Genomic DNA, 24618 nt, shown 5'->3' with positions numbered 1-24618 from the left:
AGCGGGCGCCGTTGTCCCCTGCGGCAGCCGGCATCAGCGGAGCTGGCGCTTTGTCGCCACGGGCCGTTCCGGGACATGAAGCCTGGTCATCAGCCGGGTGACGGTTCCAGGGACGCGGTCATTCGTGGCCCTTGAGACAAGCACCATCACGGCAAACGCGGCAGGTACGGTCCAAGCCGCGGGCTGGGCAATCCAGCCGGGCGCGGCGGAACCGATGATAGTGCTTGATACCAGCGCACCTCCGCAGAGGATTGCTCCCGTGAGCATGCCGGCGATTGCTCCGGCGTCGCTCAGTCCACGCCACCAGATGCCAAGCAGCAGGACGGGACAAATGGTGGACGCGGTGAAAGCGAAGACCAACCCCACGCTGCCCGCCAAGGCCATCGAATCCGTGGTGAAGGCAAAAGCCAACGGGACGACGGCGGCCAGGGCGGCGGCCACCCGGAATCCCCTCACGCTGCCGCCAAGAAGGTCCTGGCTGATCACGCCGGCCAGCGAGACCACCAATCCCGACGTCGTTGAGAGGAACGCCGCGAACGCCCCGGCAACCACCAACGCCGACAGCAGATCGCCCGGCACTCCGCCCACCAGCTTTCCAGGCAGCAACAGGACCAGGGCGTCAGGCCGTCCGCTGCGGGCAAGTTCCGGCGCGAAGACACGCCCAAGCAGGCCGGACGCCGTCGGGAACACATAGAAGACCGATAACAAGCCCAACACGATGAGGGTGGTCCGCCGCGCCGATTGGCCGTCCGGGTTGGTGTAGAAACGGACCAGGACGTGGGGGAGTCCCAACGTTCCGAAAAGCAGCGCCACCAGGAGCGAGACAGTCTGATACAGCCCGGCCGCGGGAAGGCCTGTGGGATTGCTGGATGCCTCAGCCAAGGCCAGTGAGCCGTCGGCACCCGTCTGCTTCAGCAGGAGAAACACCACCGGGACGGCCAACGCCGTTAGCTTGAGCCAATATTGGAAGGCCTGGACGAAGGTGATGGAACGCATGCCGCCGGCCACTACCGTCACGCCGACCACCGCGACGACGGCGATGGACCCCGCCCAGGAAGGCAACCCCGTGCTGATCCGGATGGTGAGCCCGGCGCCCTGGAGCTGCGGCACGATGTAGAGCCAGCCGACAGCGACAACCACGAGGCTGGTGACGCGGCGGACAGCTTTCGACTGGAGCCTGGCCTCCGTGAAATCCGGAATCGTGTAGGCACCCGATCGGCGCAAGGGGGCAGCCACGAACAGCAAGAGCATCAGGTAGCCGGCCGTATAGCCAACGGGGAACCACAAAGCATCAGTCCCGGTGAGGAGGATCAGTCCCGCGACGCCAAGGAAACTCGCCGCCGACAGGTATTCGCCGCCGATCGCCGAGGCATTCCACCATGGCCGCACAGTGCGGGATGCCACGTAGAAGTCGCCCGTGGTGCGCGAAATGCGCAGGCCGTAGAAGCCGATCGCCGCCGTCGCGAGCGCCACGCCCAGGAAGGCGGCGAGCCCGACGGCGGGATTCACTTGTCCTCCACAAGATCGCGGTACCGGGCTTCATTGCGTGCCGCGGAGCGGTTGTAGAGCCATGCACTCAGGCCGATCACCGGATAGAGCGCCACTCCGAGAATGACCCAGTTGACGGGGATCCCGAGAAGCCGCATCTGCGCCAACTGCGGGACCAGCGCAACCATTGAGCCGTAGGCGGCAAGGACCAGCAGGAACCCGGAAGCGACCACCACAGCCAGGCGCAACTGCGAACGGATGAGTGAGCGCACGAAGACCTGGCCGACGTCGGAGTCCTCGGCGGCCTCGCGTGAATGGTATGGACGGGTGGGGGCCACCTTGGCACCTGATTGGGGGGCCGTGACCCTGACACGGGTCATCCTTGCGGCCGGATCCGCGTGGCCTCGAGCTTGTCCCGCACGGACGGCAGGTGCCTGCGGCTGATCGGCAGCTCGGCTCCGGCCACCGTGACGCTGGGGCGCGCGGCGGCAAGCTTCATGTGCCCCACATGGTTCAGCGACATCAGGTAGGAACGGTGGATGCGGATGAATCCGGCGTCCGCCCACTGCTGTTCGAGGTCATTGAGGGGCACCCGGATCAGGTAGCTCGCCTCGGCAGTATGCAGCCGGGCGTAGTCTCCCTGGGCCTGGACATAGCTGACGTCATCCCGCCGGATCATCCGGGTTGTTCCGCCTTGGTCCACCGTGATCATCTCGGGCATCTTGCTGCCGTCCTTGATGAGCTCGCTGATGCGGCTGATGGACTTCGCCAAGCGCTCGGCGCGCACCGGCTTGAGCAGGTAGTCGACGGCGGCCAGTTCGAAGGCTTCGAGCGCGCAGTCCTCATCGGCTGTCACGAAGACGACGGCGGGAGTCCTGGGAGTGTGCGAGATGGCTCGGGCGATGTCCAGACCGGAAAGCGCAGGCATGTGGATGTCCAGGAACACGGCGTCCACGGACTCCCTTTCGAGGGCCCTAAGGGCTTCGGCGCCAGAGACTGCGCGGTGGATGGCGCCGATCCGCTCGTCCCGGCCCAGCAGGAAGGCGAGCTCTTCAACTGCGGGGAGCTCGTCGTCGGCGACGAGTACGTTGATCATGCTTATAAGACTAGCCTCAGGCGTCGTGGCTCGGCTGGGACTTTGGCACGCGCATTGTGACAAGGGTGCCCTCGCCCGGCGCGGTCTCGATGACGAGGCCGTGTTCGTCCCCGTAGACCTGCCGCAGGCGGGCATCGACGTTCCGCAGTCCAACGTGGTCGCCGTCTGCGTGGCCCGCCAGGACCGAGCGCAGGTGTTCCGGATCGATGCCCACGCCGTCGTCCTCGATGGTCACCTCCGCGAAGGCTCCCGAATCGTTGGCGCAAATGGTGATGTGGCCTGGCCCTTCCTTCGCTTCAAGGCCGTGCCGCACCGCGTTTTCCACGAGCGGCTGCAGGCTCAGGAAGGGGATCACGGTGCTCAGGACTTCGGGCGCGATCGTGAGGCTCACTTGTACCCGGTCGCCGAAGCGCGCCTTCTCCAGGAGCAGGTACCGGTCGATGCTTCGGAGTTCCTCGGCCAGGGTGGTGAAATCGCCGTGGCGGCGGAAGGAGTACCGGGTGAAGTCCGCGAACTCGACCACCAACTCCCGGGCCCGGGCGGGGTCGGTATTGATGAATGAGGCAATGGCATTGAGCGAGTTATAGATGAAGTGGGGACTGATTTGGGCGCGGAGCGCCCGGACTTCGGCCTCCATGAGCAAGGTGCGGGATGCATCGAGTTCGGCCAGTTCCACTTGCACCGCCACCCAGTCGGCCAGCTCGCTTGTCGCCCGGACCAGTCCCGCCCCGGCTTGCGGCGCGTAGGCCGCCACAGCCCCCACCACGCGGTTTCCGGCCCTGATCGGCGCGATCACGGCGTTGAGGGCGTGCGACGCCGGAACCACCACGGTCCGCCCGTCGGCGAGAACTCCCGCGGCGAGGTCCATCAGGGCGCCTTTGAGTTCTTCAGCTGCCCCATCCCACGCGAGAACGGACTCGGTGTCCGTGATGGCGAGGGCATCGCAGCCAAGCAGGGAACGCAATTGCTTGCTCGCCTTGGCGGCTCCAGCCGCGTGGAGCCCGGTGCGCAGGTACTGACCAGCGCGCGACGCCGCGTGCAGGGTTTGGTAGGTGGCCCTCTCGGCGTCGGTTCCGAGTTCGCGGAAGGAACGGATCACCTTGAGGCCCACCCCGACGACGACGGCCACCGCCAGCACGATGACCGCAATTGCGGCGGAGGTGACGAGCGGGGAATCCGGCATGCAGCAAGACTAGCGAACCCGCCGTTCGGCGCAGCAACATATCCGCTGGGCGACGCCTATGCCGGTGAATCTGGAAGTGGCGCGGCTGCCCGGCAGATAGTGATTCCAGTCACATCGGTCAAGAATGCATGGCCGATGGAGACATCCACAACAGGAGGAAGCCATGGGTAAAGAGGCCCAGACACCGGACGCAGCGGCGTCCGTGGATTTCCAGGAAGTCCAGCAAACGGGGCAGTTCCAAAAGCTCCGCAAGCGCCACCGTAGTTTCGTCTTTCCAATGGCCATTGCATTCCTGCTCTGGTACTTCGCCTACGTCCTGCTGGCCGCCTACGCCGTGGGCTTCATGTCCACCAAGCTGTGGGGCAACATCAATGTGGGCCTGGTCCTGGGCCTGCTGCAGTTCGTCTCGACTTTCGGAATTACGGCTTGGTACGTCCACTACTCCAACCGGAAGCTTGACCCCATCGCCGCGGACATCCGGAACGGGATTGAGGGCCACGAATTCGACAAGGGCGGCAATGCCGTGAAGGGGGTTGCACCATGAAAACCCTCGTCCCGATGGTCAACGTTGCCGCTCTGAAGGACACCACGCTGTTGAACATGGGCATCTTCGCCCTGTTCGTCCTGGTCACCATGGTGATCGTTTTCCGGGCCAGCCGGAACAACAAGACGGCCGCCGACTATTACGCCGCCGGGCGCTCGTTCACGGGTTCGCAGAACGGCACCGCCATCGCCGGCGACTACCTCTCCGCGGCCTCCTTCCTCGGGATCACCGGTGCAATTGCCGTCAACGGCTATGACGGCTTCCTCTACTCCATCGGGTTCCTCGTGGCATGGCTTGTGGCGTTGTTGCTTGTCGCGGAACTACTCCGGAACACGGGCAAGTTCACCATGGCCGACGTGCTTTCCTTCCGGCTGCGCCAGCGCCCGGTGCGGATCGCCGCGGCCCTCTCGACGTTGGCCGTGTGCTTCTTCTACCTGCTGGCGCAGATGGCCGGCGCCGGTAGCCTCATCTCCCTGCTCCTGGGCATCAGCGACTGGGGCGGACAAGCCCTGGTGATCATCGTCGTCGGCGCCCTCATGATCCTGTACGTTCTGATCGGCGGAATGAAGGGCACCACCTGGGTCCAAATCATCAAAGCCGTGCTGCTCATCTGCGGCGCGGCGGTCATGACACTCTGGGTGCTGTCCATCTACGGCTTCAACCTGTCCAACCTGTTGGGCGCCGCGGCCGACACCGCCAAGAATCCCAACGTGCTGAACCCCGGCCTGCAGTACGGCAAGACCGATACCTCCAAGCTCGACTTCCTCTCCCTCGGGATGGCGCTTGTCCTCGGCACGGCGGCACTGCCACACGTGTTGATGCGCTTCTACACCGTGCCCACGGCGAAGGAAGCCCGCAAATCGGTGGTCTGGTCCATCTGGCTGATCGGCTTGTTCTACCTGTTCACCCTGGTCCTCGGCTACGGCGCGGCAGCGCTCGTCGGAGCCGACACGATCAAATCCGCCCCCGGCGGGGTGAATTCCGCGGCACCGCTCCTCGCGTTCCACCTGGGCGGACCGTTGCTGCTGGGCTTCATTTCGGCCGTAGCATTCGCCACCATCCTTGCGGTCGTGGCGGGCCTGACCATCACGGCAGCCGCGTCGTTCGCCCACGACATTTACGCGAACGTCATGGCGAAGGGCAAGGCCGACGCCGGAACCGAAGTCAAGGTGGCCCGCCGTACCGTGGTGGTCATCGGGGTCCTCGCGATCCTCGGCGGCATTTTCGCCAATGGCCAGAACGTGGCCTTCCTGGTGGCCCTCGCCTTCGCGGTGGCGGCGTCAGCCAACTTGCCGACCATCGTCTACTCCCTGTTCTGGAAGAAGTTCACCACCCAGGGCGCCACGTGGAGCATGTATGGCGGACTCGCGGCGGCCATCATCCTGATTGCCTTGTCGCCGGTTGTGTCCGGTACCAAGACGTCGATGATCCCGGGTGCCAACTTCGCAGTCTTCCCGCTAAGCAACCCGGGAATTGTCTCCATCCCGCTCGCCTTCCTGCTTGGCTGGCTCGGGACCGTGGTGGACAAGCGGCGCGAGGACGCGGCGAAGCAGGCCGAGATGGAAGTCCGCTCCCTGACCGGCGTCGGAGCCGAGAAGGCGGTGAAACACTAGGCGTTTGCCGCCGGGCCGACGCCGGCTCACAAACAGGGCCGTTTGGCGCGACGCCCGCTCACAAACAGCGCCAAATAGCGAATCCCTCCTGCAGATGATGATCTGCAGGAGGGATCCGTGTTCCTCCAAAAGGTGAACCCAGGGTCAAGCCCTAGTGGTGATGGCCGCCCGGCAGGGAGTGCTCGCCGTGCGGGACGGCGTGCGCGCCTGCCGCCGAGGCGGCGAGTCCCGGCGTCGTAACTGCTGCGACGACGACGGCGGCGGCGAAGGCCGCGCCCAGAAGCGCGCCGGCGCGCGGGGGAGCCTGCGATGCTCCGCCGGCGTCGTCGGTGAACCTTCGGGCGAGCCAGGCAGAGGATCCCAACGCCATCAGGACGAGGAACAGTGCTGCCAGGTGCCCGCCGTCGAGCACTTTTTGGGACATGCCGGCAACCAGGAAGCCGACGTGGACCGGCACGGCCGCGAGGAGGCCTGCGGTGGTCGGCTTACGGAAGCGGAGCCGCCCGCGTTGGAGGCTGCCAATCGAGCTGGCGAGCAGCGCCAGGCCCCAGGCCGCGAAGATACCGCTCGCCCACACCAGGGGTCCCCGGCCTGAAAGGTAGGTCGAGGCAATGGAAAGCTCGACCAGGCCGGCCCCCATTCCCGCGAAACACGAAAACAGGGTGAGGGAGGCCCCTGCGGTTGGTCCTACGGACGACGCTGCTTGGGCTGACACGGACGGCTCCTTCCGGGTTCGCCGGGTTGTCTAGACGTGGGCCTTGGCGGCGGAGGCGTGGACCTTGTCCTGCGACAGGCCGATGCCGAGGAGCACCACGGCGCTGGCCAGGTGCAGGACGTTGTCCGCGCCATTAAGGGCGATGATGTTCAGTGCGGAGCCCACAAGGAACAGGCCGAGGATGCCGACAAGCAAGTAGACAGCGCCCACCGTGGTGTTGATGGTCTTGGACAGCACGGTGCTGTTCATTCCGGCGTAGAGCAGGGCGGCGCCGATAGCGAGGTGGATGATGTTGTGCAGGGGATTTACCGCAAAGATGATCAGGTTGGCACCTTCGGTGGCGAAGAATCCAATTCCCGAGGTGACGAAGAATCCAACGACACCCACGAGCAGGTAGACGGCTCCAAAGATGGTGGCGATCAGGCGGTTGGGCGAAGTGCGCATGGTCCAAACCTTCCGGTACGGCCGGTTTTAACCGGCCTGTGTTCGAAACCCCGGGCGGGGCTCTCAACCAGATATTCGGACTGCCCGGCGCTATGGATGGGTGGGATGGAACAAATTTTTTTCACCCTGTGCGGAGCGCCTTCTTGGTATTCCGGTTTAGCAACGGCTGCACCCGGAAGGGGATCAATTCGCCCATGGACATGGCGGTGTCCGTGCGTTCCACTCCGTCGCACGCAAGGATCTTGCCGTTGATCCGGAACAGGTCCTCGGCGTCGAGCGCCACCACCCGCAGCAGCAGGTCAGCCGAACCGGTCAGGCCGTACCCCTCGAGGATCTCCGGGATCTCGGCGAGGTCCAAGGCAAGCTGTCCGAGCTTTTGCTGCTGCACATGCACCGAGATGAAGGCCATGAGGGGATAGCCAAGGGCGGCTGGGTTGATGCGCCGTTCGAAGGAGAGGAACGCATTTTTCTTCTCCAATTGGGCCATCCGGGCCTGGACCGTATTCCGCGACAGTCCCAGCTTCTGCGCCAAGGCCACCACCGTGCCCCGCGGGTCCTTCGCCATGGCCGAAAGCAGGCGTGTGTCGGTGCCATCCAAAGCTTGCATAATGCGCAACGTTAGCACGGTGCAGAAGGCGCAGATAGGGCAAAATGCGCAGAATTTTCCACGGTGGTTGTACCCAATGAGCGTTGTGAGTAGGGTCACAATTAATCCGGGCGACGGTGCCCGGATGCTGGCCCGCGGGTGGATCACAAGTCCCTCCAAAGGCCCGCGAGCACTAGCTGAAAGGTGCGATCAACTGTGTTGACGGACGAACCCGGCCAGGACGCCTACAAGGCGTCGAATCCCGGAATCAGTGCAGCAAGCCCGCGTCGGACCGGCGGGGATCTGGTCCAACTGATTTCCCCGGAAGGGGAACGCATCAGCCACCCGGAGTTCGATCTCTGGGTCAGCGATGTCACGGACGAGCAACTGTGCTCGCTATATGAAGACATGCTGGTCATCCGCCGCATCGACGCCGAGGCCACAGCCTTGCAGCGGCAGGGAGAGCTGGCCCTGTGGCCGCCCCTGCTTGGCCAGGAAGCATCGCAGATCGGTGCCGGCCGGGCACTCCGGGACGACGACTTTGTCTTCCCCAGCTACCGGGACAACGGCGTTGCATACTGCCGCGGCGTGGAGCCCACCGACTTGGTCCGTGCGTGGCGCGGCAACGCTTTGTCCGGTTGGGACCCATATCGCTACAACATTGCCACCCAACAGATCATCATCGGCTCGCAATCGCTGCACGCCACCGGCTACGCCATGGGTATCCAGAACGACGGCGCCGACTCGGTAGCGGTCGCACTCTTCGGAGACGGGGCGACGAGCGAAGGCGACGTTAGCGAGGCCATGGTCTTCGCTGCCAGCTTCCAAGTACCAGTAGTCTTCATCTGCCAGAACAACCACTGGGCCATCTCCGAGCCCGTCCGGATTCAGTCCCATATCCAGATCGCCGACCGTGCCTCGGGATTCGGAATCCCCGCAATTCGCGTCGACGGGAACGACGTCCTGGCCGTTCTGGCCGTCACGCGCATTGCGCTGGACCGGGCCCGCAAGGGCGGCGGACCGACGTTCATCGAAGCGGTGACCTACCGCATGGGACCGCACACGACGGCCGACGATCCCACCCGCTACCGCGATGCCAACGAGTTGGAGGACTGGGCGGCGAAGGACCCGATCGCCCGGCTGAAGGCTTTGCTCCTCACCAAGGGCCTCCTGACTGAAGAAGTCGAAGCCCAGGCCCAGGCCAAAGCGGACGAAGTAGCCAGGAAGCTCCGGGCAGGAGTCATCAACATGCCCGATCCGGCGCCGCTTGATCTCTTCAAGCACGTGTACAGCACGCCCAACTCCTGGATCGAACGCCAGAGGGACCACTACTCCCGCTATTTGGAAAGCTTCAACGGATCGACCCAGGAAGGTGCACTCTGATGAGCAAGCTGACCTTCGCCCGCGCCATCAACGCCGGCCTGCGCAAGTCCCTCGAAAATGACCCCAAAGTTGTCCTCATGGGCGAGGACATCGGTGCGCTCGGAGGCGTTTTCCGGGTCACCGACGGCCTCCAGAAAGATTTCGGCAAACACCGCGTGGTCGACACCCCCTTGGCCGAATCCGCGATCATCGGCACCGCCGTCGGATTGGCCTACCGAGGCTACCGTCCCGTCTGCGAAATCCAATTCGACGGCTTCATCTACCCGGCATTCGACCAGATCGTCAGCCAGGTAGCCAAAATGCATTACCGGACACAGGGCCGGGTCAACATGCCCATCACCATCCGCGTCCCCTTCGGCGGAGGGATCGGCTCACCCGAGCACCACTCCGAGTCGCCCGAAGCCTACTTCACCCACACCTCCGGCCTTCGCGTCATCAGCGTCTCCAACCCGCAGGATGCCTACACCATGATCCAGCAGGCCATCGCCTCGGACGATCCTGTGCTGTACTTCGAGCCCAAGCGCCGCTACCACGACAAGGGCGAGGTGGATGAGGCGGCGGATCTTTCCACTGCGCTGTCCATGGAGAAGGCGAGGGTGGTCGCTGCAGGCAGCGACGTCACCTTGGTGACCTACGGACCGCTCGTGAAGACCGCCAGCGACGCCGCGATGGCCGCAGCCGATGAAGGCGTCTCCGTGGAGGTCATTGACCTGCGCTCGCTGGCTCCGATCGACTTCCCTGTGGTGGAGGCCTCTGTCCGCAAGACCGGCAGGCTCGTCATCACCCACGAGGCCGGGCAGTCAGGCGGCCTCGGCGCGGAAATCGCGGCGAGCGTCACCGAGCGCTGCTTCAACTACCTCGAGTCCGCGCCAGTCCGGATTACGGGATTCGACATCCCCTACCCTTACTCGAAACTTGAGATGCACCACTTGCCGGATCTGGACAGGATCCTTGACGGCGTGGACCGCGCACTCGGCCGCGCCAACTCACTGAGCGGGCTGGAAGGATGAGCGCCACCATGATCAAGGAATTCAGGCTGCCCGATCTCGGCGAGGGACTTACTGAATCGGAAATCCTCAGCTGGAAGGTTGCCGTGGGGGACACCGTGGCGTTGAACCAGGTCATTGCCGAGGTAGAGACCGCCAAGGCCGTGGTTGAGTTGCCTTCCCCTTTCGCCGGAACAGTGGCTGCCCTGCACGAGCAGGCTGGTTCGGTTGTCGAGGTCGGCAAGCCGATTGTCTCCTTTGAGGTCGACGACGCCGGTGCCGCGCCTTCCGGTGGTGCCGATACCGCTGCGCGCGCTTCCGGTGAAGGTGCGTCCAAGGAAAGCCCGGCGGAGACCGCGGCGAAGCGCGAGCCGAACCTCGTCGGCTACGGGGCCGTCCTCGAAAAGTCCGGACGCCCGGCCCGCCGCCAGCGGAGCTTCGAAGCGGGCTCCGTTGCTGAACCCGCCGCCGCCGTCGAGCCTGCCGCCGCCGAGCCGGCCGCCGTCGAGCCGGCCGATGTTGAGCCCATGGCGGAGCGCGAGCCGGCAGCGGAGCAGGAGCGTCCGCGGTCCACGCCTCCGGTGCGCAAGCTGGCGCGGGATCTCGGAATCGACCTTGGGCTGGTCAAGGGAACAGGGCCTGGAGGCCTGATCACCCGTTCGGATGTCCAGGACTTCGCGGCCGGGTCCCGGCCGCAGCCCGAAGGCGAAGTCACGCCCGAGGCCTCCGCCGTCGCGGATTCCCAAGGACGCGAGACACGCACGCCCATCAAGGGAGTCCGCAAGTTCACGGCCGCGGCCATGGTGCAAAGTGCGTTCACCGCGCCGCATGTGACGGAATTCCTGACTGTCGACGTCACGTCCACGATGGAACTCCTGGCGCGGCTCAAGGCCAGCCGTGAGTTCGCCGGGTACAAACTCACGCCCTTGACCATCGCGGCCAAGGCTGTGTTGATTGCCTTGCGCAGGAACCCGACCCTGAACTCCCGCTGGGACGAGTCCGCACAGGAAATCGTGCAGTTCAACTACGTGAACCTCGGTATCGCGGCCGCCACTCCGCTGGGGCTGACCGTGCCGAACATCAAAGACGCGGACAAGATGACGCTGCCGGAACTGTCCGCGGCCCTGTCCGAACTGACGGACACCGCCCGTTCCGGCAAGACCGCGCCGGCAGACCTGGCGGGCGGGACCATTTCCATCACGAACATCGGCGTGTTCGGAATCGATGCCGGAACTCCCATCCTGAATCCGGGCGAGGCTGCCATCGTGGCGCTGGGCTCGGTGCGCAAAGCTCCTTGGGTGTACAACGACGAGGTGGTGGTGCGCCAGGTGATGTCACTGAGCCTGTCCTTCGACCACCGGCTGGTGGACGGCGAGCAGGGTTCGAAATTCCTGGCCGACCTGGGCGCGATCCTCTCCGATCCCGCAATGGTTATGACGATGGTCTAAGGCCCGCTCAGGTCATTCCACAGTCAGGGCAGCCAGGGCCATCCGCTCGAGGATGGGCCTGGCGCTCTTGACGGCCATGCGGCGTCCGTGGTGCCGCACCGAGTGGGGCGTTGAGTTGATGAGGCCGAAGGCGGCGTGGGCGCGTACCCGCAACTCGGCCGGATCCGTGTCGGGATGCAAATCGCCGAGCACTCCCACCCACAGTTCCACGTAGTTGCGCTGGAGGGTGCGGACTTCGGCCTGGTCGGAGTCGCTGAGGTTGCTGAAGTCGCGGTCCTGGACCCGGATGACATCGGGATTGCTGAGGGCGAATTCCACATGGAACTCCACCAGTCCACGCAAGGCACCTTCCGCGTCGCGGGCCTCGGACGCGACAGTGCGTCCGCCCTCGAGCAGATTCCGGCTGACACTCAACAGCAGCTCGGCCAGCACGGCCTGTTTTCCCGGGAAGTGCCGGTAGACGGCGGGGCCGCTGACTCCGGCCGCGGCTCCCAGGTCCTCAAGGGACACGCGGTTGAAACCGTCGGCGGCGAACAACCCGGCCGCGGCGGTCAGGAGGGCCTTGCGCCGCGTTTCCTTGGCCTGGCTTCGCTGGGTCGGAGTGTCGTGCCTGGGGCTCCGCGGGGTTGCGCCGTCCTGCTGGGAGCTCCGCTGGAAGGTGACCACAATTCCTCCTTTTGCACGCGTCCACCTCAGCGCCGGTACGGGGCAGGCCCAGTGCCGGGGTGATGGACAACACAGTTAATAGAGACTAACCTAAATTCCAGTTATGCGGTACTAACTGAGATGGCCCATGGGCCTGGATGGGACGCAGTCGATGGAGACACTCGCCAGCCAGCTGGATACCAGCAGCGACCAGTTCGCGGCCAACGCGGAAGCGCAGCTGTCCCTCGTGCACGAGCTGAAGAAGCGCCTTGCCGTGGCAGCCCTCGGCGGCCCGGAGAAGTCGCGTGAGCGGCACGTTTCGAGGGGCAAGCTGTTGCCCCGCGAGCGGATCAATTACTTGCTGGACGAAGGAAGCCCGTTCCTGGAGATCGCCCCGTTGGCGGCCAACGGGATGTACAACGACGATTCCCCGGGAGCCGGCGTGATCGCGGGAATTGGCTTGGTCCATGGACGCCAGGTGATGGTGGTTTCCAACGACGCCACGGTCAAAGGCGGAACCTATTACCCGATGACGGTGAAAAAGCACCTGAGGGCCCAGGAAATCGCGTCGGAGAACGCGCTGCCGTGCATCTACCTCGTGGATTCCGGCGGAGCGTTCCTGCCCAAACAGGACGAAGTGTTCCCGGACAAGGAGCACTTCGGCGGGATCTTCTTCAACCAGGCCAGAATGTCAGCGGCGAAGATCCCGCAGATCGCCTCCGTCATGGGGTCCTGCACCGCCGGCGGAGCCTACGTGCCCGCCATGAGCGACGAAACCGTGATCGTGCGCAACCAAGGGACGATTTTCCTGGGTGGGCCGCCGCTCGTGAAGGCCGCCATAGGTGAAATCGTGACCGCCGAGGAACTCGGCGGCGGAGACGTCCATTCCCGGATTTCCGGTGTCACGGACCACCTCGCCGAAAACGATGAGCACGCCCTGCAGATCGTCCGCGACATCGTCGCCACGCTGCCCAAGCCGGCGGCCCCCGCATGGGACATCGACGCCGTCGTCGAGCCCGTCGTGGACCCGGCCGGGATCTACGGGGCCGTTCCCACGGACGTCAACGCGCAGTATGACGTCCGCGAAGTCATCGCCCGGCTCGTGGACGGTTCGAGGTTCCACGAGTTCAAGAAGAACTATGGAAGCACCTTGGTGACCGGATTCGCGAAGCTGTACGGCCACCCTGTAGGCATTGTCGCGAACAACGGTGTGCTGTTCAGCGAGTCCGCGCTCAAGGGGGCGCACTTCATTGAACTGTGCGACCAGCGCGGCATCCCGCTGGTCTTCCTGCAGAACCTCTCCGGCTTCATGGTGGGCAAGGACTACGAACACGGCGGCATCGCCAAGAACGGCGCGAAAATGGTCACCGCCGTCGCCACCGCCCGCGTGCCCAAGCTGACCGTGGTGATCGGCGGTTCCTTCGGGGCCGGAAACTACTCGATGTGCGGCCGCGCCTACTCACCGCGCTTTCTCTGGATGTGGCCGGCGTCCCGGATCTCGGTGATGGGCGGGAACCAGGCCTCCAGCGTGCTGGCCACCGTCAAGCGTGACCAGTACGAGGCCCGCGGCGAGGAATGGTCCGCCGAGGACGAAGAAGCCTTCAAGGCCCCCATCAGGCAGCAATACGAAGACCAAGGCAGCCCGTACTACTCCACCGCGCGGCTCTGGGACGACGGCATCATCGACCCCGCTGACACCCGGCGCGTCCTGGGCATGGCCTTGGATACAGTCTCCCGGCAACCCTTGCCGGACACCTCCTTCGGCCTCTTCCGGATGTGACCCCATGACAATCAACTCCTTCGACACCGTCCTGGTCGCCAACCGCGGCGAGATAGCCTGCCGTGTCATCCGCACCCTGAGGGCGATGGGGATCCGTTCGGTGGCCGTCTATTCGGACGCCGACGCCGGAGCCCGCCACGTGCGCGAGGCGGACACTGCCGTCCGCATTGGCACGGCCGCGGCGGCGGACAGCTACCTGCGGATCGACGCCATTATCGAGGCCTGCCAGCAAAGCGGTGCGCAAGCCGTCCACCCGGGCTACGGATTCCTCGCCGAGAACGTGGAGTTCGCCAAGGCCCTGGACGCAGCCGGTATCGCGTTTATCGGCCCGGGCATCGATGCCATCGAGATCATGGGCGACAAGATCCGTTCCAAGAACCATGTCATGTCCTACGGCGTCCCGTGCGTTCCGGGGGTGGCCGAACCGGGCCTGACTGACGCGGAACTGATCGAGGCGGCGCCCGGCGTCGGCTTCCCTTTGCTGATCAAACCGTCGGCGGGAGGCGGCGGCAAGGGCATGCACGTCGTGGAGCGCCTTGAGGACATGCCGGCCACGCTCGCCACCGCCCGGCGCGTCGCGGCGAGCGCTTTCGGCGATGACACCCTGTTCCTCGAACGGCTCATCCAGTCGCCGCGGCACATCGAAGTCCAGGTCCTCGCCGATAACCACGGCAACGTGATCCACCTCGGTGAGCGCGAATGTTCGCTCCAGCGCCGGCACCAGAAGGTGATCGAGGAAGCGCCGTCCCCGCTGCTGGAGTCCCAACCCGACGGCAAGGAGATCCGGGCGCGGATCGGAGAGGCGGCCTGCCAGGCAGCCCGGAGCGTCAAGTACAGCGGTGCGGGCACTGTCGAGTTCCTCGTCTCGGACGAGGATCCGGAGCACTTCTTCTTCATGGAGATGAACACCCGCCTCCAGGTGGAGCACCCTGTCACGGAAATGGTGACGGGCGTCGATCTGGTCGAATGGCAAGTGCGGATCGCTGCAGGCGAGGTCCTGACCGTGACGCAGTCCGACGTCGTCCTTGACGGCCACGCCGTGGAGGCGCGCGTCTACGCCGAGGTGCCCGAACGCGGTTTCATGCCGTCGATCGGCGAGATCGTGACGCTCCGCGAGAGGGCAAGCAACGATCCGCACGTCCGCGTCGACTCGGCCATGCTTCCCGGACTGGCCGTCACCGGTGACTACGATCCCATGCTTGCGAAGGTCATTGCCTGGGGCCCGGACCGCAAAGCGGCGCTCGACACCCTGGACCAGGCGCTGGGGGACTACACGCTGCTGGGTGTGCACACGAACGTTGAATACCTGCGGCTCCTGGTCAACGACGACGACGTCCGCGCCGGCCGCCTCGACACCGGCCTGATCGGGCGCAAACTCGAGGGGATGGCGTTCCGCCAGGTGTCCGACGTCGAGTTGCTCGCCGCGGCGATGCTCACCAGGGAAGCCGCGGCGCCTGTCGATACCGGCTCGCCCTGGGGTATCGCCGATGGTTGGCGCGTCGGAGCCCCGGCGCCTTTGAAGACCACGGTCGGGCGTCCCGACGGCGGCCTGGCCACCGTGGGCTTGACGGTGGACGGGCCGGGCTGCACGGCGCGCGTCGATGGCGGCGCCGAGCACTCCGCCTCCCTCCGGCGGCCGTCCGCCGGGCATGCCGTGCTGGTGCTCGACGGCGTCGAGCACCATTTTGCGTATGGCTCGCCAGCTCCGGGGGCCGGGACGCGCGAACTCTGGCTAGGCAGTGACGGCTGGTCCTGCCGGCTGGAGATCCTGGACCGCGAGGCCCGGCTCCAGCGCGTCCTGGCGGGCATCCAACGCGAAGAAGGCGCCGCGGATCCCGAAGTCCGGTCTCCCATGCCGGGAACCGTCGTTTCCGTTTCGGTGCGCGACGGCGACCACGTTGGTGCCGGCCAAGTGCTCCTTGCCGTGGAGGCGATGAAGATGGAACACCAGCTGGTGGCCTCGGTGTCCGGCACCGTGCACCTCAGCAGCAAGACGGGGGACCTGGTCAAGGCTGACCAAGTCCTCGCCACCATCCACGTGGCGGCAGAACCAGCCCCCGAAGCGTCAGCAGAAAACCAGAAAGACGAGGAAGTCTAGCCATGGCAAGTTTTGAACTCACCGAGGAATACCAGGACCTGAGCGACTCCGTCCGGGAATTCGCCGACGAGGTAGTGGCCCCGGTGTCCACCAAGCACGACGAGGAACACAGCTTCCCGTATGAGATTGTCAAGCAGATGGGCGAAATGGGCCTGTTCGGCCTTCCTTTCCCCGAAGAGTTCGGCGGCATGGGCGGGGACTACTTCGCGCTCGCGCTGGCGCTGGAACAGCTGGGCAGGGTGGACCAGTCAGTGGCCATCACCCTCGAAGCAGGCGTCTCGCTCGGCGCCATGCCGGTCTACCGCTTCGGCACGCAGGAACAGAAGGAACTCTGGCTGCCCCGGCTGACCTCGGCCGAAGCGCTCGCCGGGTTCGGACTGACCGAACCCGAAGCCGGCTCGGACGCCGGGGGCACCAAGACGAATGCCCGCCTCGAGGATGGTCACTGGGTCATCAACGGGAACAAGGAGTTCATCACCAACTCCGGAACCGATATCACCCGGCTTGTGACCGTCACAGCGGTCACCGGGCAGCATGAACGCAAGGACGGGAGCATCAAGAAGGAAATCTCCACCATCCTGGTTCCCACCGACACGCCCGGCTTCACCGCGGAAAAGGCCTACAACAAGGTGGGGTGGAACGCCTCCGACACGCACCCGCTGACTCTGAACAACGTCCGCGTGCCCGAGGAGAACCTGCTCGGCGTCCGGGGGCGGGGGTACGCCAACTTCCTGGCGATCCTGGACGAGGGCCGCATCGCCATCGCCGCGCTCGCCACCGGCGCGGCCCAGGGCTGCGTTGACTTGTCCGTGAAATACGCCAAGGAACGCGTGGCCTTCGGGCAGAACATCGGCAAGTACCAGGCCATCCAGTTCAAGATCGCCCGCATGCAGGCACGGGCCCACACGGCGCGCCTGGCCTACTACGACGCGGCCGCCCGGATGCTCGCGGGCAAGCCGTTCAAGACCGAAGCGGCCATCGCTAAGATGGTCGCAGGCGAGGCAGCCATGGACAACGCACGGGACGCCACCCAGGTGTTCGGCGGGTATGGCTTCATCAACGAATTCACGGTGGCACGGCACTACCGCGACTCCAAGATCCTGGAAGTCGGGGAAGGCACCACCGAGGTCCAGTTGATGCTCATCGCCCGCGAGCTGGGCCTTTAACCGTCAGGGAAGGTAAACGATGATCGACAAAGTTGTTGCCAGCGCCGCGGAAGCGGTGCAGGACATCCACGACGGCGCCTCGCTCGCCGTCGGCGGTTTCGGCTTGTGCGGTATCCCGGTGGCGCTGATCGATGCGCTCCACCATCAAGGCACCAAGGACCTGGAAACGGTCAGCAACAACTGCGGCGTGGACGACTGGGGCCTGGGCATCCTGCTGAGGGACGGGCGGATCCGTCGGACCGTCAGTTCCTATGTGGGGGAGAACAAGGAGTTCGCACGGCAGTACCTTGCCGGCGAGCTGGAAGTGGTTCTCACGCCGCAAGGCACCCTGGCCGAGAAGCTGCGCGCCGGCGGTGCCGGCATCCCCGCGTTTTTCACGGCGGCCGGCGTCGGCACCCAGGTGTCCGAGGGTGGCCTTCCGCAAAAGTACGACGCCGACGGCAACGTGGCGATCGCGTCCTCGCCCAAGGAAGTGCGCACCTTCAACGGCGCGGACTATGTCCTGGAAGAGTCCCTGACCCCCGATTTCGGACTGGTCCACGCCTGGAAGGGCGACCGCCACGGGAACCTCGTCTTCCACGCGACGGCCATGAACTTCAACCCGCTCTGTGCCATGGCGGCCCGGATCACCATCGCCGAGGTCGAAGAGCTCGTGGAACCCGGCGAGCTCGATCCGCAGCACATCCACACTCCAGGCATCTTCGTCCAGCGGGTCGTGGTGGCTCCTGACACGGAGAAGCGCATCGAAAAGCGGACCGTCGCGTTGACCCCGGCAGCCCCTACCCGTCCCACCGAAGCCGCGGGCACCACCGAGCAGGCAGGAGCGTAGCCATGGAACCGAACATCACCCAGGACGTGCCGCCGCGTCCCGAGACGGTCAGGCATGAATACCGCCGCGCCGGCGCCGAACACCACGAGGGCAAGGGCTGGACGCGGAACGAACTGGCCGCCCGCGTAGCCCGCGAGCTCAGCAACGGGCAATACGTCAACCTGGGAATCGGCATGCCCACCCTGATTCCGAACTACATTCCCGACGGGGTCGAGGTGATCCTGCACTCCGAGAACGGCATCCTCGGGGTGGGACCCTATCCCGCCGACGACCAAGTGGACCCAGATCTGATCAACGCCGGCAAGGAAACCGTCACCGTCAACCCGGGGGCCGCGTTCTTCGACTCGGCAACCTCCTTTGGCATGATCCGCGGCGGCCATGTGGACGTCGCAGTGCTGGGCGCCATGGAGGTCGCGGTCAACGGGGACCTGGCCAATTGGATGGTCCCGGGCAAGATGGTCAAGGGCATGGGCGGCGCCATGGACCTCGTGTTCGGCGCGAAGCGGGTGATCGTGATGATGGAGCACGTGGACCGCAACGGCAGGCCCAAGATCGTCAAGGAATGCTCGTTGCCTGTCACGGGGAAGGGTTGCGTGGACCGGATCATCACCGACCTCGCCGTGATCGACGTCGTCTCCGAAGGCGGGGAGTCGAGGCTTGTGCTGCGCGAGTTGGCGCCCAACGTCTCGGCCGAGGACGTCGCGGCGGCCACCGGCGTCGAACTTTTTGAAGAGGACCAGGAGCTGACCGTATGACGGCGGACGCCGAACACTCCGGTACGGCGGACCGCCACGTCCCTGAACGCCGCGTGGTAGAGCAGCGGGGGCTGTATTTCGACGAACTCGAGGAAGGGGTCGTCTACGCCCACCGGCCCGGGCGCACCGTCACCGAAACGGACAACGTCCTGTTCACCACGTTGACCATGAACACGCAGGCACTCCACCTGGACGCGGCTTGGAGCGCCAAGCAGCCCTTCGGGCAGAGGCTCATGAACTCGATGTTCACCTTGTCAACCATGGTGGGACAGTCCGTCACGCAGCTGACCCAAGGCACCATCATCGCCCAGCTGGGCCTCACGGACGTCTCCTTCCCGCACCCGCTGTACCACGGCGACACCCTCTACACGGAGACGGTCATTACCGGGAAACGGGAGTCGTCCTCACGCCCGGGGCAGGGCGTCGTGACCATGCAGCACACCGGCCGCAACCAGGACGGCACGGTGGTGGCGCTGGCCACGCGGGCCTGCCTCATGTGGAGCCGGACCGCGCATCTCGAAGCGCAACAAGGGACAATCAATACATGACCTTCACCATGGGCCCCGCCCTGCTTTTCTGCCCCGCCGACCGCCCGGAACGGTACCAAAAGGCCGCTGAGCGTTCCGATGCCGTCATCCTCGACCTCGAGGACGCGGTGGCCCCCGCCGACAAGAAGCTGGCCAGGGGCGCCATCCTCGCCCAGCTCGGCTCGGGCGGCGAGACGGTGGAACTCGACCCCAGCCGCACGATTGTGCGCGTCAATCCGGTGGGCACACCGGACTTCGAGAAGGACCTGCACTGCCTCGCGCATACTCCCTACCGCACCGTCATGCTGGCGAAGGCGGAGACCGGCGACCAGCTGAAAGCGCTTGAGGGTTACCACGTCATCGCCCTGTGCGAGACGGCCAAGGGGATCGTCAACGCGGCCGAGATCGCCCAGGCTCCCAACGTGGTCGGGCTCATGTGGGGCGCCGAGGACCTGATCGCTTCGATGGGCGGAACCTCAAGCCGCAAGGACGACGGCGGCTACCGCGCTGTCGCGACGCACTCCCGGTCCACGGTGCTGCTGGCGGCCAAAGCCGCCGGCAAGGAGGCCGTCGACTCGGTCTACGTCGACATTCCCGATCTGGCCGGGCTGGCCGAGGAATCCGCCGACGCCGTGGCCAGCGGATTCGGTGCGAAGGCCTGCATCCATCCGAGCCAGGTTGCCGTGGTCCGCGAAGCCTACGCGCCGTCGCCCGAAGCTGTCGCGGTGGCCCGGGAACTGTTGGCCGCCGCGGCTGAAGCCGGCGCCGGGGTGTTCCAGTACAAAGGCAAAATGGTGGACGGTCCCATCCTCAAGCACGCCGAATCCACCCTGCGCAGGGCCCGGATCAGCTGAACTGCTGCTCCGGCACTCGTAACCGGTCCCGGCAACCGGGTGCGCCGGCCTATTGGCTGTGCCGGCGTGATGCCGGCAGTGACAACGGAGGGATAACCTCGTAGAGCTCCAACCGGATCCAACGCTGGCCCGTTTCCCGGAACTCGGCCCTCGTGGCGAAGCGGTAGAGGAAGCTGCGCGCCCGCACCCAATGCGGGCGCTCGCCGTCGAACGGGTCATGCTGCAACAAGCGCAGGGTGGGCGGATCGGCGTCGAGCAGCTTGCCCAGGAACGCGTAGAACCATTCCTCGTGGACCGTGCGCAAAGGCAGGAACCACATGAGCCAGTCGAGGCGCAAATGGTACGGCGCCCATTGCCGTGGCAAGCGGCGGACATCGCCGGGCTTGCCCTTGAAGCCGTATTCGCGCCAATCCGCCTCATCGACCGGAACGTCGGACCGGGTGCCTTCCACCACGATTTCCACCCGGTGCTTCGTCACCGTGCCAAACGCCCCGTAGGTGTTGACCAGCTGCCACCGGTTGAAGCTGGCGTTCATGAGCTGCTGCCGGGAGAGCAAATTGCGGACGGGCCAATAGCTGAGTACCACGAGGAGCAGGGTCACCGCGAGTACGATCGCGAGCCACCAGGCCGGGGTCTGCGGAACCGTCCCGGGCGGAGCGGTCCGTTCCGGGATGAAAGGCAGCACGGCATGGGCCACGGGGTCGCTCACCGCAGCGAAGGCCAGCACAATCGCAGACCAATTGAGCCACGCGAAGTTCCCGCTGCCCACGAGCCAAAGCTGGGTGAAGATGACAATCCCTGCGGCGATGCCGGCCAGCGGCTGCGGGGCGAACAGGAAGAACGGCACCACCAATTGGGCGAAATGGTTTCCGAGCACTTCCATGCGGTGCATCGGTTTAGGCAGGAGATGGGCCTGGCGGCTCAAGGGGCCTGGCATGGGCTGGGTTTCATGGTGGTAGTACAAGGCAGTCAGGTCACGCCATTCCCGTCCGCCGTGGATCTTGATCATCCCTGCGCCGAATTCGAGCCTGAACAGCAGCCATACAAGCAGGATCAGGATGGTCCTGGGCGGGGGAACCTGGTCCGAACCGAGGAACGCCATCGTGAATCCCATTTCCAGCAACAGCATCTCCCAGCCGAAGCCGTAGAAGGTCTGGCCAACGTTGACGATCGACATGTAAAGCAACCACAGCGCCAGGTAGGCAAGCGCGGGAAGCCACGGCGGGCCGAGTTGCGGCACCCCCGCGACGAGGATCAGGGAGATGCCGAGACCCACCGTGCACACGGCGCGCAGCAAGGCATCCGAATACTTCCAATGGAACAGGCTCGGCCTGCGCAAGACCCTGTGGACGCCAACGTACCGCGGGACCGGCAGGAGACCGTGTTCGCCAAGGAGCGCGGGGAACTGGTTGAGGCTGGACAGGAACGCGATGAAATAGAGCGCGGCCGTGCCGCGCTGGAGCACCTGCCGCGCGAATTCATAGTCCGTCGCCTCGAACCACGGGACCCAGTCCACAAACCAACGCTACCCCTGGGGTGCGGGATACTTAAGCAATGCAGCCGCGCAAGATCATCCTCCTCGGATCCACCGGGTCCATCGGCACCCAGGCGATTGACGTCGTCGACTCCGCCCCCCATCTCTTCGAGGTCGTGGCGCTCAGCGCGGGCGGCGGGAACCTGGATCTCATCGCACGGCAGGCCGTCCATACGAAGGCCCAGGCGGTGGGCATCGCCCAAGGCGACGCACGCGCGCTGCAGGAACTCATCGACGCCGCGGCTGCCGCCGCGGGGGTCAAGAACTACCGCCCCGAGATCATCACGGGGCCGGATGCGTCCACCAGGATTGCCGCGATCGAAGCGGACGTGGTCCTCAACGGCATCACCGGGTCCATCGGGCTGGCACCCACGCTGGCTGCCCTCAAGTCCGGCGCCATCCTGGCCTTGGCGAACAAGGAATCCCTGATCGTGGGCGGTGCGTTGGTGAAGGCCGCTGCCGCCGTCGACCAGATCGTGCCCGTGGATTCCGAGCACTCGGCCATCGCCCAATGCCTCCGCGCCGGAACCGACAAGGAGGTCGGGAAACTCATCCTGACCGCTTCCGGCGGGCCCTTCCGCGGCCGTAGCCGGGAGCAACTCCATGGCGTCACGCCGGCCGAGGCCCTTGCCCACCCCACTTGGGACATGGGCCTCATGGTCACCACCAACTCGGCGAGCCTCGTCAACAAAGGCCTGGAAGTCATCGAAGCGCACCTGCTGTTCGACGTACCCCTCGACAGGATCGACGTCGTGGTGCACCCGCAATCAGTGGTGCACTCAATGGTCGAGTTCGTGGACGGCTCCATCATCGCCCAGGCTTCTCCGCCGGACATGCGGCTCCCCATCGCCCTCGGACTCGGGTGGCCGGACCGTGTGCCCGGAGCCGCCAAGGCCTGCGACTGGACCAAGGCCACCAGCTGGACCTTCGAGCCCCTCGACTCGGTCGCCTTTCCCGCCGTGGAGCTGGCCAAGGACGCCGCGAAGCAGGGGAGCACCTTTCCCGCCGTCTTCAACGCGGCCAACGAGGAAGCCGTGGAAGCCTTCCATGCCGGCCGGATCCGCTTCACCGACATCGTGGACACCGTGGAGTCCGTCCTCAGCGAACATGCAGGATCCTTGGAGCTGACGGTGGACTCCGTGTTGGATGCTGAGAAGTGGGCACGCACGCGCACCCACGAACGTTTAGCCAACAGCACCCTTTAGGAAGCAGCACTTAAGGCATGAATCCCGTCATCCTGTTCATTCTCGGAGTCGTCTTCGTCGCGATCGGCGTGGCCGTCTCCATCGCGCTGCACGAGGTGGGGCACCTCGTGCCCGCCAAGCTGTTCAAGGTGCGCGTCACGAAGTACATGATCGGGTTCGGTCCAACCCTGTGGTCCAAGCGGAAAGGCGAGACCGAATACGGCGTCAAGGCGATTCCGCTGGGAGGCTATGTCGCCATGATCGGCATGTACCCGCCCAACCCGGAAGACGGCAGCGTCAGGCCGTCCAGCACCGGCATGTTCCAGACCCTCGCCACCGAGGCCCGGTCCGCCGCGCACGAGGAAGTAGGGCCCGGCGATAAGGACAGGGTCTTCTACAAGCTTCCCGTCTGGAAAAAGGTCATCATCATGCTGGGTGGCCCGGCCATGAACCTGCTCATCGGCCTGGTGTTGACCGCGGTGCTGCTCATGGGCTTCGGAGTCTCCACCGCCACCACAGCCATTGCCGAAGTCTCCAAGTGCCAGGTCAAAGCCGGCGAGACGGTTGATCCGAACTCGCCGAACTGCCAACTGACTCCGGCCGCCGCGGCCAAGCTCCAGCCGAAGGACGTGGTCACCAGCTTCGACGGCAAGCCTGTGAAAAGCTGGACCGAAATGAGCAACTGGATCCGGGCATCGGCCGGCAAGACCGTCCAAATCACCGTGGACCGCGGCGGCCAGAGCATCACCACGCAAGTAACCCCCGTGCTGTCCGCACGCCCTGTCATCGGCGACAACGGCCGGCAGGCCAAGGGCGCGGACGGCAAGCCCCTGTATGAGGAAGTCGGGTTCCTTGGCATCAGTGCGCAGACCGCCATGGTGCCCCAACCGGCGTCGAGCGTTCTTCCGACGGCAGGCGAGAACATCAAGCAAATCGCCGGAGTGATCCTCAACCTCCCTGCCCGCGTGGTAGGAGTAGCGCAAGCTGCCTTCGGATCCGAACCGCGCGATCCCAACGGCCCCATCAGCGTTGTCGGAGTCGGCCGGGTCGCCGGTGAAGTCGCGGCCATGGATCAAGTTCCGCTGCAATCGCGCGTCGGCGCCCTCGTGGGGCTTCTTGCCGGACTGAACTTCGCCCTCGCCGTCTTCAACCTGGTTCCGCTCCTGCCGCTCGACGGCGGACACGTGGCGGGCGCGCTCTACGAGGGGGTCCGGCGCCGGATCGCCAAACTGTTCGGCAAACCGGATCCCGGCGCTTTCGACATCGCGAAGCTCCTGCCGTTGACCTACGTCGTGGCGAGCGTCCTCATGGCGATGAGCGTACTGCTCATCTACGCGGACATCGTCAAGCCCGTCAACCTCTTCGGCTGATGGGCACTGAGCCGGGCTTCGAATTGTTCCGGGGGGATAGGCTATCCATATGACTGTTTTCGCTGTTGAGTATGTGTACGACGCCGAGTCCGCCGCTGTGCGCGACACGAACCGCCCTGCCCACCGCGCTTGGCTCGCCGGCCTCGCCGAGCAGGGAACCCTGCTGGCGAGCGGCCCGTATGCCGACGGCGCCGGTGCGCTGCTCCTCCTCAAGGCTGCCGACGAGTCAGCGCTCAACGCCACGCTGAAGGAAGATCCCTTCGCTGCCGTGCAGGGGATCGCGGGCATCCGGACATCGGAGTGGAACCCCATCATCGGGGTGCTCTCCGACCACGCTTCCTAGCAGCTTGACCGGCATGGGCCCGGACCCCAGCCCTACGATCCACCCAT

Annotated in this window: 24 protein-coding genes; 15 read left to right on the top strand and 9 right to left on the bottom strand. The window is 65.4% G+C overall.

Going from position 1 to position 24618, the window contains the following annotated elements:
• Positions 1-33 precede the first annotated feature (33 nt).
• The 4 genes from L0B83_RS00620 to L0B83_RS00605 are packed head-to-tail and all read right to left on the bottom strand — an operon-like array spanning position 34 to position 3767.
• Positions 34-1509 (bottom strand): sodium/solute symporter, encoded by a 1476-nt coding sequence (locus L0B83_RS00620; RefSeq protein ID WP_234756053.1) that lies wholly within the window; start codon positions 1507-1509, stop codon positions 34-36.
• Entirely contained in the window at positions 1506-1868 is a 363-nt protein-coding gene (locus L0B83_RS00615) for a hypothetical protein (RefSeq protein ID WP_234756051.1), read from the bottom strand. Before L0B83_RS00615 ends, L0B83_RS00620 begins: the two co-directional genes overlap by 4 nt.
• A complete protein-coding gene (locus L0B83_RS00610) occupies positions 1865-2584 on the bottom strand; it encodes a LytR/AlgR family response regulator transcription factor (RefSeq protein ID WP_234756049.1) in 720 nt (239 codons plus the stop codon). The genes L0B83_RS00615 and L0B83_RS00610 overlap by 4 nt, the downstream gene beginning before the upstream one ends.
• Before the next feature lie 16 nt (positions 2585-2600).
• On the bottom strand, positions 2601-3767 hold the full coding sequence (locus tag L0B83_RS00605) for a histidine kinase (RefSeq protein ID WP_234756048.1): 1167 nt from the start codon (positions 3765-3767) through the stop codon (positions 2601-2603).
• Positions 3768-3930: 163 nt separating this feature from the next.
• Here L0B83_RS00605 and L0B83_RS00600 point away from each other — a divergent pair, with 163 nt between their 5' ends.
• A complete protein-coding gene (locus L0B83_RS00600; protein ID WP_234756047.1) occupies positions 3931-4311 on the top strand; it encodes a DUF485 domain-containing protein in 381 nt (126 codons plus the stop codon).
• Entirely contained in the window at positions 4308-5924 is a 1617-nt protein-coding gene (locus tag L0B83_RS00595) for a monocarboxylic acid transporter (RefSeq protein WP_234756046.1), read from the top strand. Before L0B83_RS00600 ends, L0B83_RS00595 begins: the two co-directional genes overlap by 4 nt.
• Positions 5925-6075: 151 nt before the next feature.
• On the opposite strand, the gene L0B83_RS00590 is transcribed toward L0B83_RS00595, so the two are convergent.
• The 3 genes from L0B83_RS00590 to L0B83_RS00580 form a co-directional block, all read right to left on the bottom strand.
• Positions 6076-6639 carry a hypothetical protein gene (locus tag L0B83_RS00590; RefSeq protein WP_234756045.1) on the bottom strand — a complete coding sequence of 188 codons (564 nt, stop codon included), beginning with the start codon at positions 6637-6639 and terminating at the stop codon, positions 6076-6078.
• Positions 6640-6669: 30 nt separating this feature from the next.
• The gene (locus tag L0B83_RS00585; protein ID WP_234756044.1) at positions 6670-7083 is read right to left on the bottom strand and encodes a DUF4383 domain-containing protein; all 414 of its coding nucleotides are present in this window, start codon (positions 7081-7083) and stop codon (positions 6670-6672) included.
• Between the two features lie 121 nt (positions 7084-7204).
• The gene (locus L0B83_RS00580) at positions 7205-7690 is read right to left on the bottom strand and encodes an Lrp/AsnC family transcriptional regulator (RefSeq protein ID WP_234756043.1); all 486 of its coding nucleotides are present in this window, start codon (positions 7688-7690) and stop codon (positions 7205-7207) included.
• Between the two features lie 195 nt (positions 7691-7885).
• Between L0B83_RS00580 and pdhA the strand changes: the two genes are divergently transcribed.
• From pdhA to L0B83_RS00565, 3 genes are read left to right on the top strand one after another with little or no spacing between them, the layout of a single operon-like run.
• Positions 7886-9052, top strand: a complete 1167-nt coding sequence (gene pdhA / locus L0B83_RS00575; RefSeq protein ID WP_372461093.1) for a pyruvate dehydrogenase (acetyl-transferring) E1 component subunit alpha — start codon at positions 7886-7888, stop codon at positions 9050-9052.
• A complete protein-coding gene (locus tag L0B83_RS00570) occupies positions 9052-10062 on the top strand; it encodes an alpha-ketoacid dehydrogenase subunit beta (RefSeq protein ID WP_234756042.1) in 1011 nt (336 codons plus the stop codon). The genes pdhA and L0B83_RS00570 overlap by 1 nt, the downstream gene beginning before the upstream one ends.
• Entirely contained in the window at positions 10059-11486 is a 1428-nt protein-coding gene (locus tag L0B83_RS00565) for a dihydrolipoamide acetyltransferase family protein (protein ID WP_234756041.1), read from the top strand. Before L0B83_RS00570 ends, L0B83_RS00565 begins: the two co-directional genes overlap by 4 nt.
• A 12-nt stretch (positions 11487-11498) precedes the next feature.
• Here L0B83_RS00565 and L0B83_RS00560 read toward each other — a convergent pair whose 3' ends face one another.
• On the bottom strand, positions 11499-12152 hold the full coding sequence (locus L0B83_RS00560; protein WP_308193923.1) for an SACE_7040 family transcriptional regulator: 654 nt from the start codon (positions 12150-12152) through the stop codon (positions 11499-11501).
• Positions 12153-12303: 151 nt separating this feature from the next.
• Between L0B83_RS00560 and L0B83_RS00555 the strand changes: the two genes are divergently transcribed.
• From L0B83_RS00555 to L0B83_RS00525, 7 genes are read left to right on the top strand one after another with little or no spacing between them, the layout of a single operon-like run.
• Positions 12304-13911 carry a carboxyl transferase domain-containing protein gene (locus L0B83_RS00555; RefSeq protein ID WP_234756040.1) on the top strand — a complete coding sequence of 536 codons (1608 nt, stop codon included), beginning with the start codon at positions 12304-12306 and terminating at the stop codon, positions 13909-13911.
• A 4-nt stretch (positions 13912-13915) separates the two neighbouring features.
• Positions 13916-16009 (top strand): acetyl/propionyl/methylcrotonyl-CoA carboxylase subunit alpha, encoded by a 2094-nt coding sequence (locus L0B83_RS00550; protein ID WP_234756038.1) that lies wholly within the window; start codon positions 13916-13918, stop codon positions 16007-16009.
• Between the two features lie 2 nt (positions 16010-16011).
• The gene (locus L0B83_RS00545) at positions 16012-17175 is read left to right on the top strand and encodes an acyl-CoA dehydrogenase family protein (RefSeq protein WP_234756036.1); all 1164 of its coding nucleotides are present in this window, start codon (positions 16012-16014) and stop codon (positions 17173-17175) included.
• A 19-nt stretch (positions 17176-17194) separates the two neighbouring features.
• Positions 17195-18004: a CoA transferase subunit A gene (locus L0B83_RS00540; RefSeq protein ID WP_234756033.1), complete on the top strand. Its 810-nt coding sequence runs from the start codon at positions 17195-17197 to the stop codon at positions 18002-18004.
• A 2-nt stretch (positions 18005-18006) separates the two neighbouring features.
• Positions 18007-18759 carry a CoA transferase subunit B gene (locus L0B83_RS00535; RefSeq protein ID WP_234756032.1) on the top strand — a complete coding sequence of 251 codons (753 nt, stop codon included), beginning with the start codon at positions 18007-18009 and terminating at the stop codon, positions 18757-18759.
• Complete coding sequence (locus L0B83_RS00530; RefSeq protein ID WP_234756030.1) at positions 18756-19307, top strand: MaoC family dehydratase; 552 nt, start codon at positions 18756-18758, stop codon at positions 19305-19307. Before L0B83_RS00535 ends, L0B83_RS00530 begins: the two co-directional genes overlap by 4 nt.
• Entirely contained in the window at positions 19304-20140 is an 837-nt protein-coding gene (locus L0B83_RS00525; RefSeq protein ID WP_234756028.1) for an HpcH/HpaI aldolase/citrate lyase family protein, read from the top strand. The genes L0B83_RS00530 and L0B83_RS00525 overlap by 4 nt, the downstream gene beginning before the upstream one ends.
• Before the next feature lie 49 nt (positions 20141-20189).
• Here L0B83_RS00525 and L0B83_RS00520 read toward each other — a convergent pair whose 3' ends face one another.
• Complete coding sequence (locus L0B83_RS00520; RefSeq protein ID WP_234756026.1) at positions 20190-21656, bottom strand: lipase maturation factor family protein; 1467 nt, start codon at positions 21654-21656, stop codon at positions 20190-20192.
• A 38-nt stretch (positions 21657-21694) separates the two neighbouring features.
• Here L0B83_RS00520 and dxr point away from each other — a divergent pair, with 38 nt between their 5' ends.
• From dxr to L0B83_RS00505, 3 genes are read left to right on the top strand one after another with little or no spacing between them, the layout of a single operon-like run.
• Entirely contained in the window at positions 21695-22879 is a 1185-nt protein-coding gene (gene dxr, locus L0B83_RS00515) for a 1-deoxy-D-xylulose-5-phosphate reductoisomerase (protein WP_234756025.1), read from the top strand.
• Between the two features lie 17 nt (positions 22880-22896).
• Entirely contained in the window at positions 22897-24228 is a 1332-nt protein-coding gene (locus L0B83_RS00510; protein ID WP_234756023.1) for a M50 family metallopeptidase, read from the top strand.
• Between the two features lie 49 nt (positions 24229-24277).
• Positions 24278-24571, top strand: coding sequence for a YciI family protein (locus tag L0B83_RS00505; protein ID WP_234756021.1), 294 nt, complete (start codon positions 24278-24280; stop codon positions 24569-24571).
• Positions 24572-24618: the final 47 nt, after the last annotated feature.

This window comes from Arthrobacter alkaliphilus (assembly GCF_021483235.1).
Classification (GTDB): domain Bacteria; phylum Actinomycetota; class Actinomycetes; order Actinomycetales; family Micrococcaceae; genus Arthrobacter; species Arthrobacter alkaliphilus.
The sequence above is the reverse complement of the archived record's forward strand: the minus strand, read 5'-3'. Positions and strand labels throughout refer to the sequence as shown.

Bases quoted from the DNA above. Each gene is read 5' to 3' on its own strand.
- L0B83_RS00615 (WP_234756051.1), bottom strand. From the start codon at position 1,868: ATGACCCGTGTCAGGGTCACGGCCCCCCAATCAGGTGCCAAGGTGGCC.
- L0B83_RS00610 (WP_234756049.1), bottom strand. From the start codon at position 2,584: ATGATCAACGTACTCGTCGCCGACGACGAGCTCCCCGCAGTTGAAGAG.
- L0B83_RS00605 (WP_234756048.1), bottom strand. From the start codon at position 3,767: ATGCCGGATTCCCCGCTCGTCACCTCCGCCGCAATTGCGGTCATCGTG.
- L0B83_RS00600 (WP_234756047.1), top strand. From the start codon at position 3,931: ATGGGTAAAGAGGCCCAGACACCGGACGCAGCGGCGTCCGTGGATTTC.
- L0B83_RS00595 (WP_234756046.1), top strand. From the start codon at position 4,308: ATGAAAACCCTCGTCCCGATGGTCAACGTTGCCGCTCTGAAGGACACC.
- L0B83_RS00585 (WP_234756044.1), bottom strand. From the start codon at position 7,083: ATGCGCACTTCGCCCAACCGCCTGATCGCCACCATCTTTGGAGCCGTC.
- L0B83_RS00580 (WP_234756043.1), bottom strand. From the start codon at position 7,690: ATGCAAGCTTTGGATGGCACCGACACACGCCTGCTTTCGGCCATGGCG.
- L0B83_RS00570 (WP_234756042.1), top strand. From the start codon at position 9,052: ATGAGCAAGCTGACCTTCGCCCGCGCCATCAACGCCGGCCTGCGCAAG.
- L0B83_RS00565 (WP_234756041.1), top strand. From the start codon at position 10,059: ATGAGCGCCACCATGATCAAGGAATTCAGGCTGCCCGATCTCGGCGAG.
- L0B83_RS00555 (WP_234756040.1), top strand. From the start codon at position 12,304: ATGGAGACACTCGCCAGCCAGCTGGATACCAGCAGCGACCAGTTCGCG.
- L0B83_RS00550 (WP_234756038.1), top strand. From the start codon at position 13,916: ATGACAATCAACTCCTTCGACACCGTCCTGGTCGCCAACCGCGGCGAG.
- L0B83_RS00545 (WP_234756036.1), top strand. From the start codon at position 16,012: ATGGCAAGTTTTGAACTCACCGAGGAATACCAGGACCTGAGCGACTCC.
- L0B83_RS00540 (WP_234756033.1), top strand. From the start codon at position 17,195: ATGATCGACAAAGTTGTTGCCAGCGCCGCGGAAGCGGTGCAGGACATC.
- L0B83_RS00535 (WP_234756032.1), top strand. From the start codon at position 18,007: ATGGAACCGAACATCACCCAGGACGTGCCGCCGCGTCCCGAGACGGTC.
- L0B83_RS00530 (WP_234756030.1), top strand. From the start codon at position 18,756: ATGACGGCGGACGCCGAACACTCCGGTACGGCGGACCGCCACGTCCCT.
- L0B83_RS00525 (WP_234756028.1), top strand. From the start codon at position 19,304: ATGACCTTCACCATGGGCCCCGCCCTGCTTTTCTGCCCCGCCGACCGC.
- dxr (WP_234756025.1), top strand. From the start codon at position 21,695: ATGCAGCCGCGCAAGATCATCCTCCTCGGATCCACCGGGTCCATCGGC.
- L0B83_RS00510 (WP_234756023.1), top strand. From the start codon at position 22,897: ATGAATCCCGTCATCCTGTTCATTCTCGGAGTCGTCTTCGTCGCGATC.
- L0B83_RS00505 (WP_234756021.1), top strand. From the start codon at position 24,278: ATGACTGTTTTCGCTGTTGAGTATGTGTACGACGCCGAGTCCGCCGCT.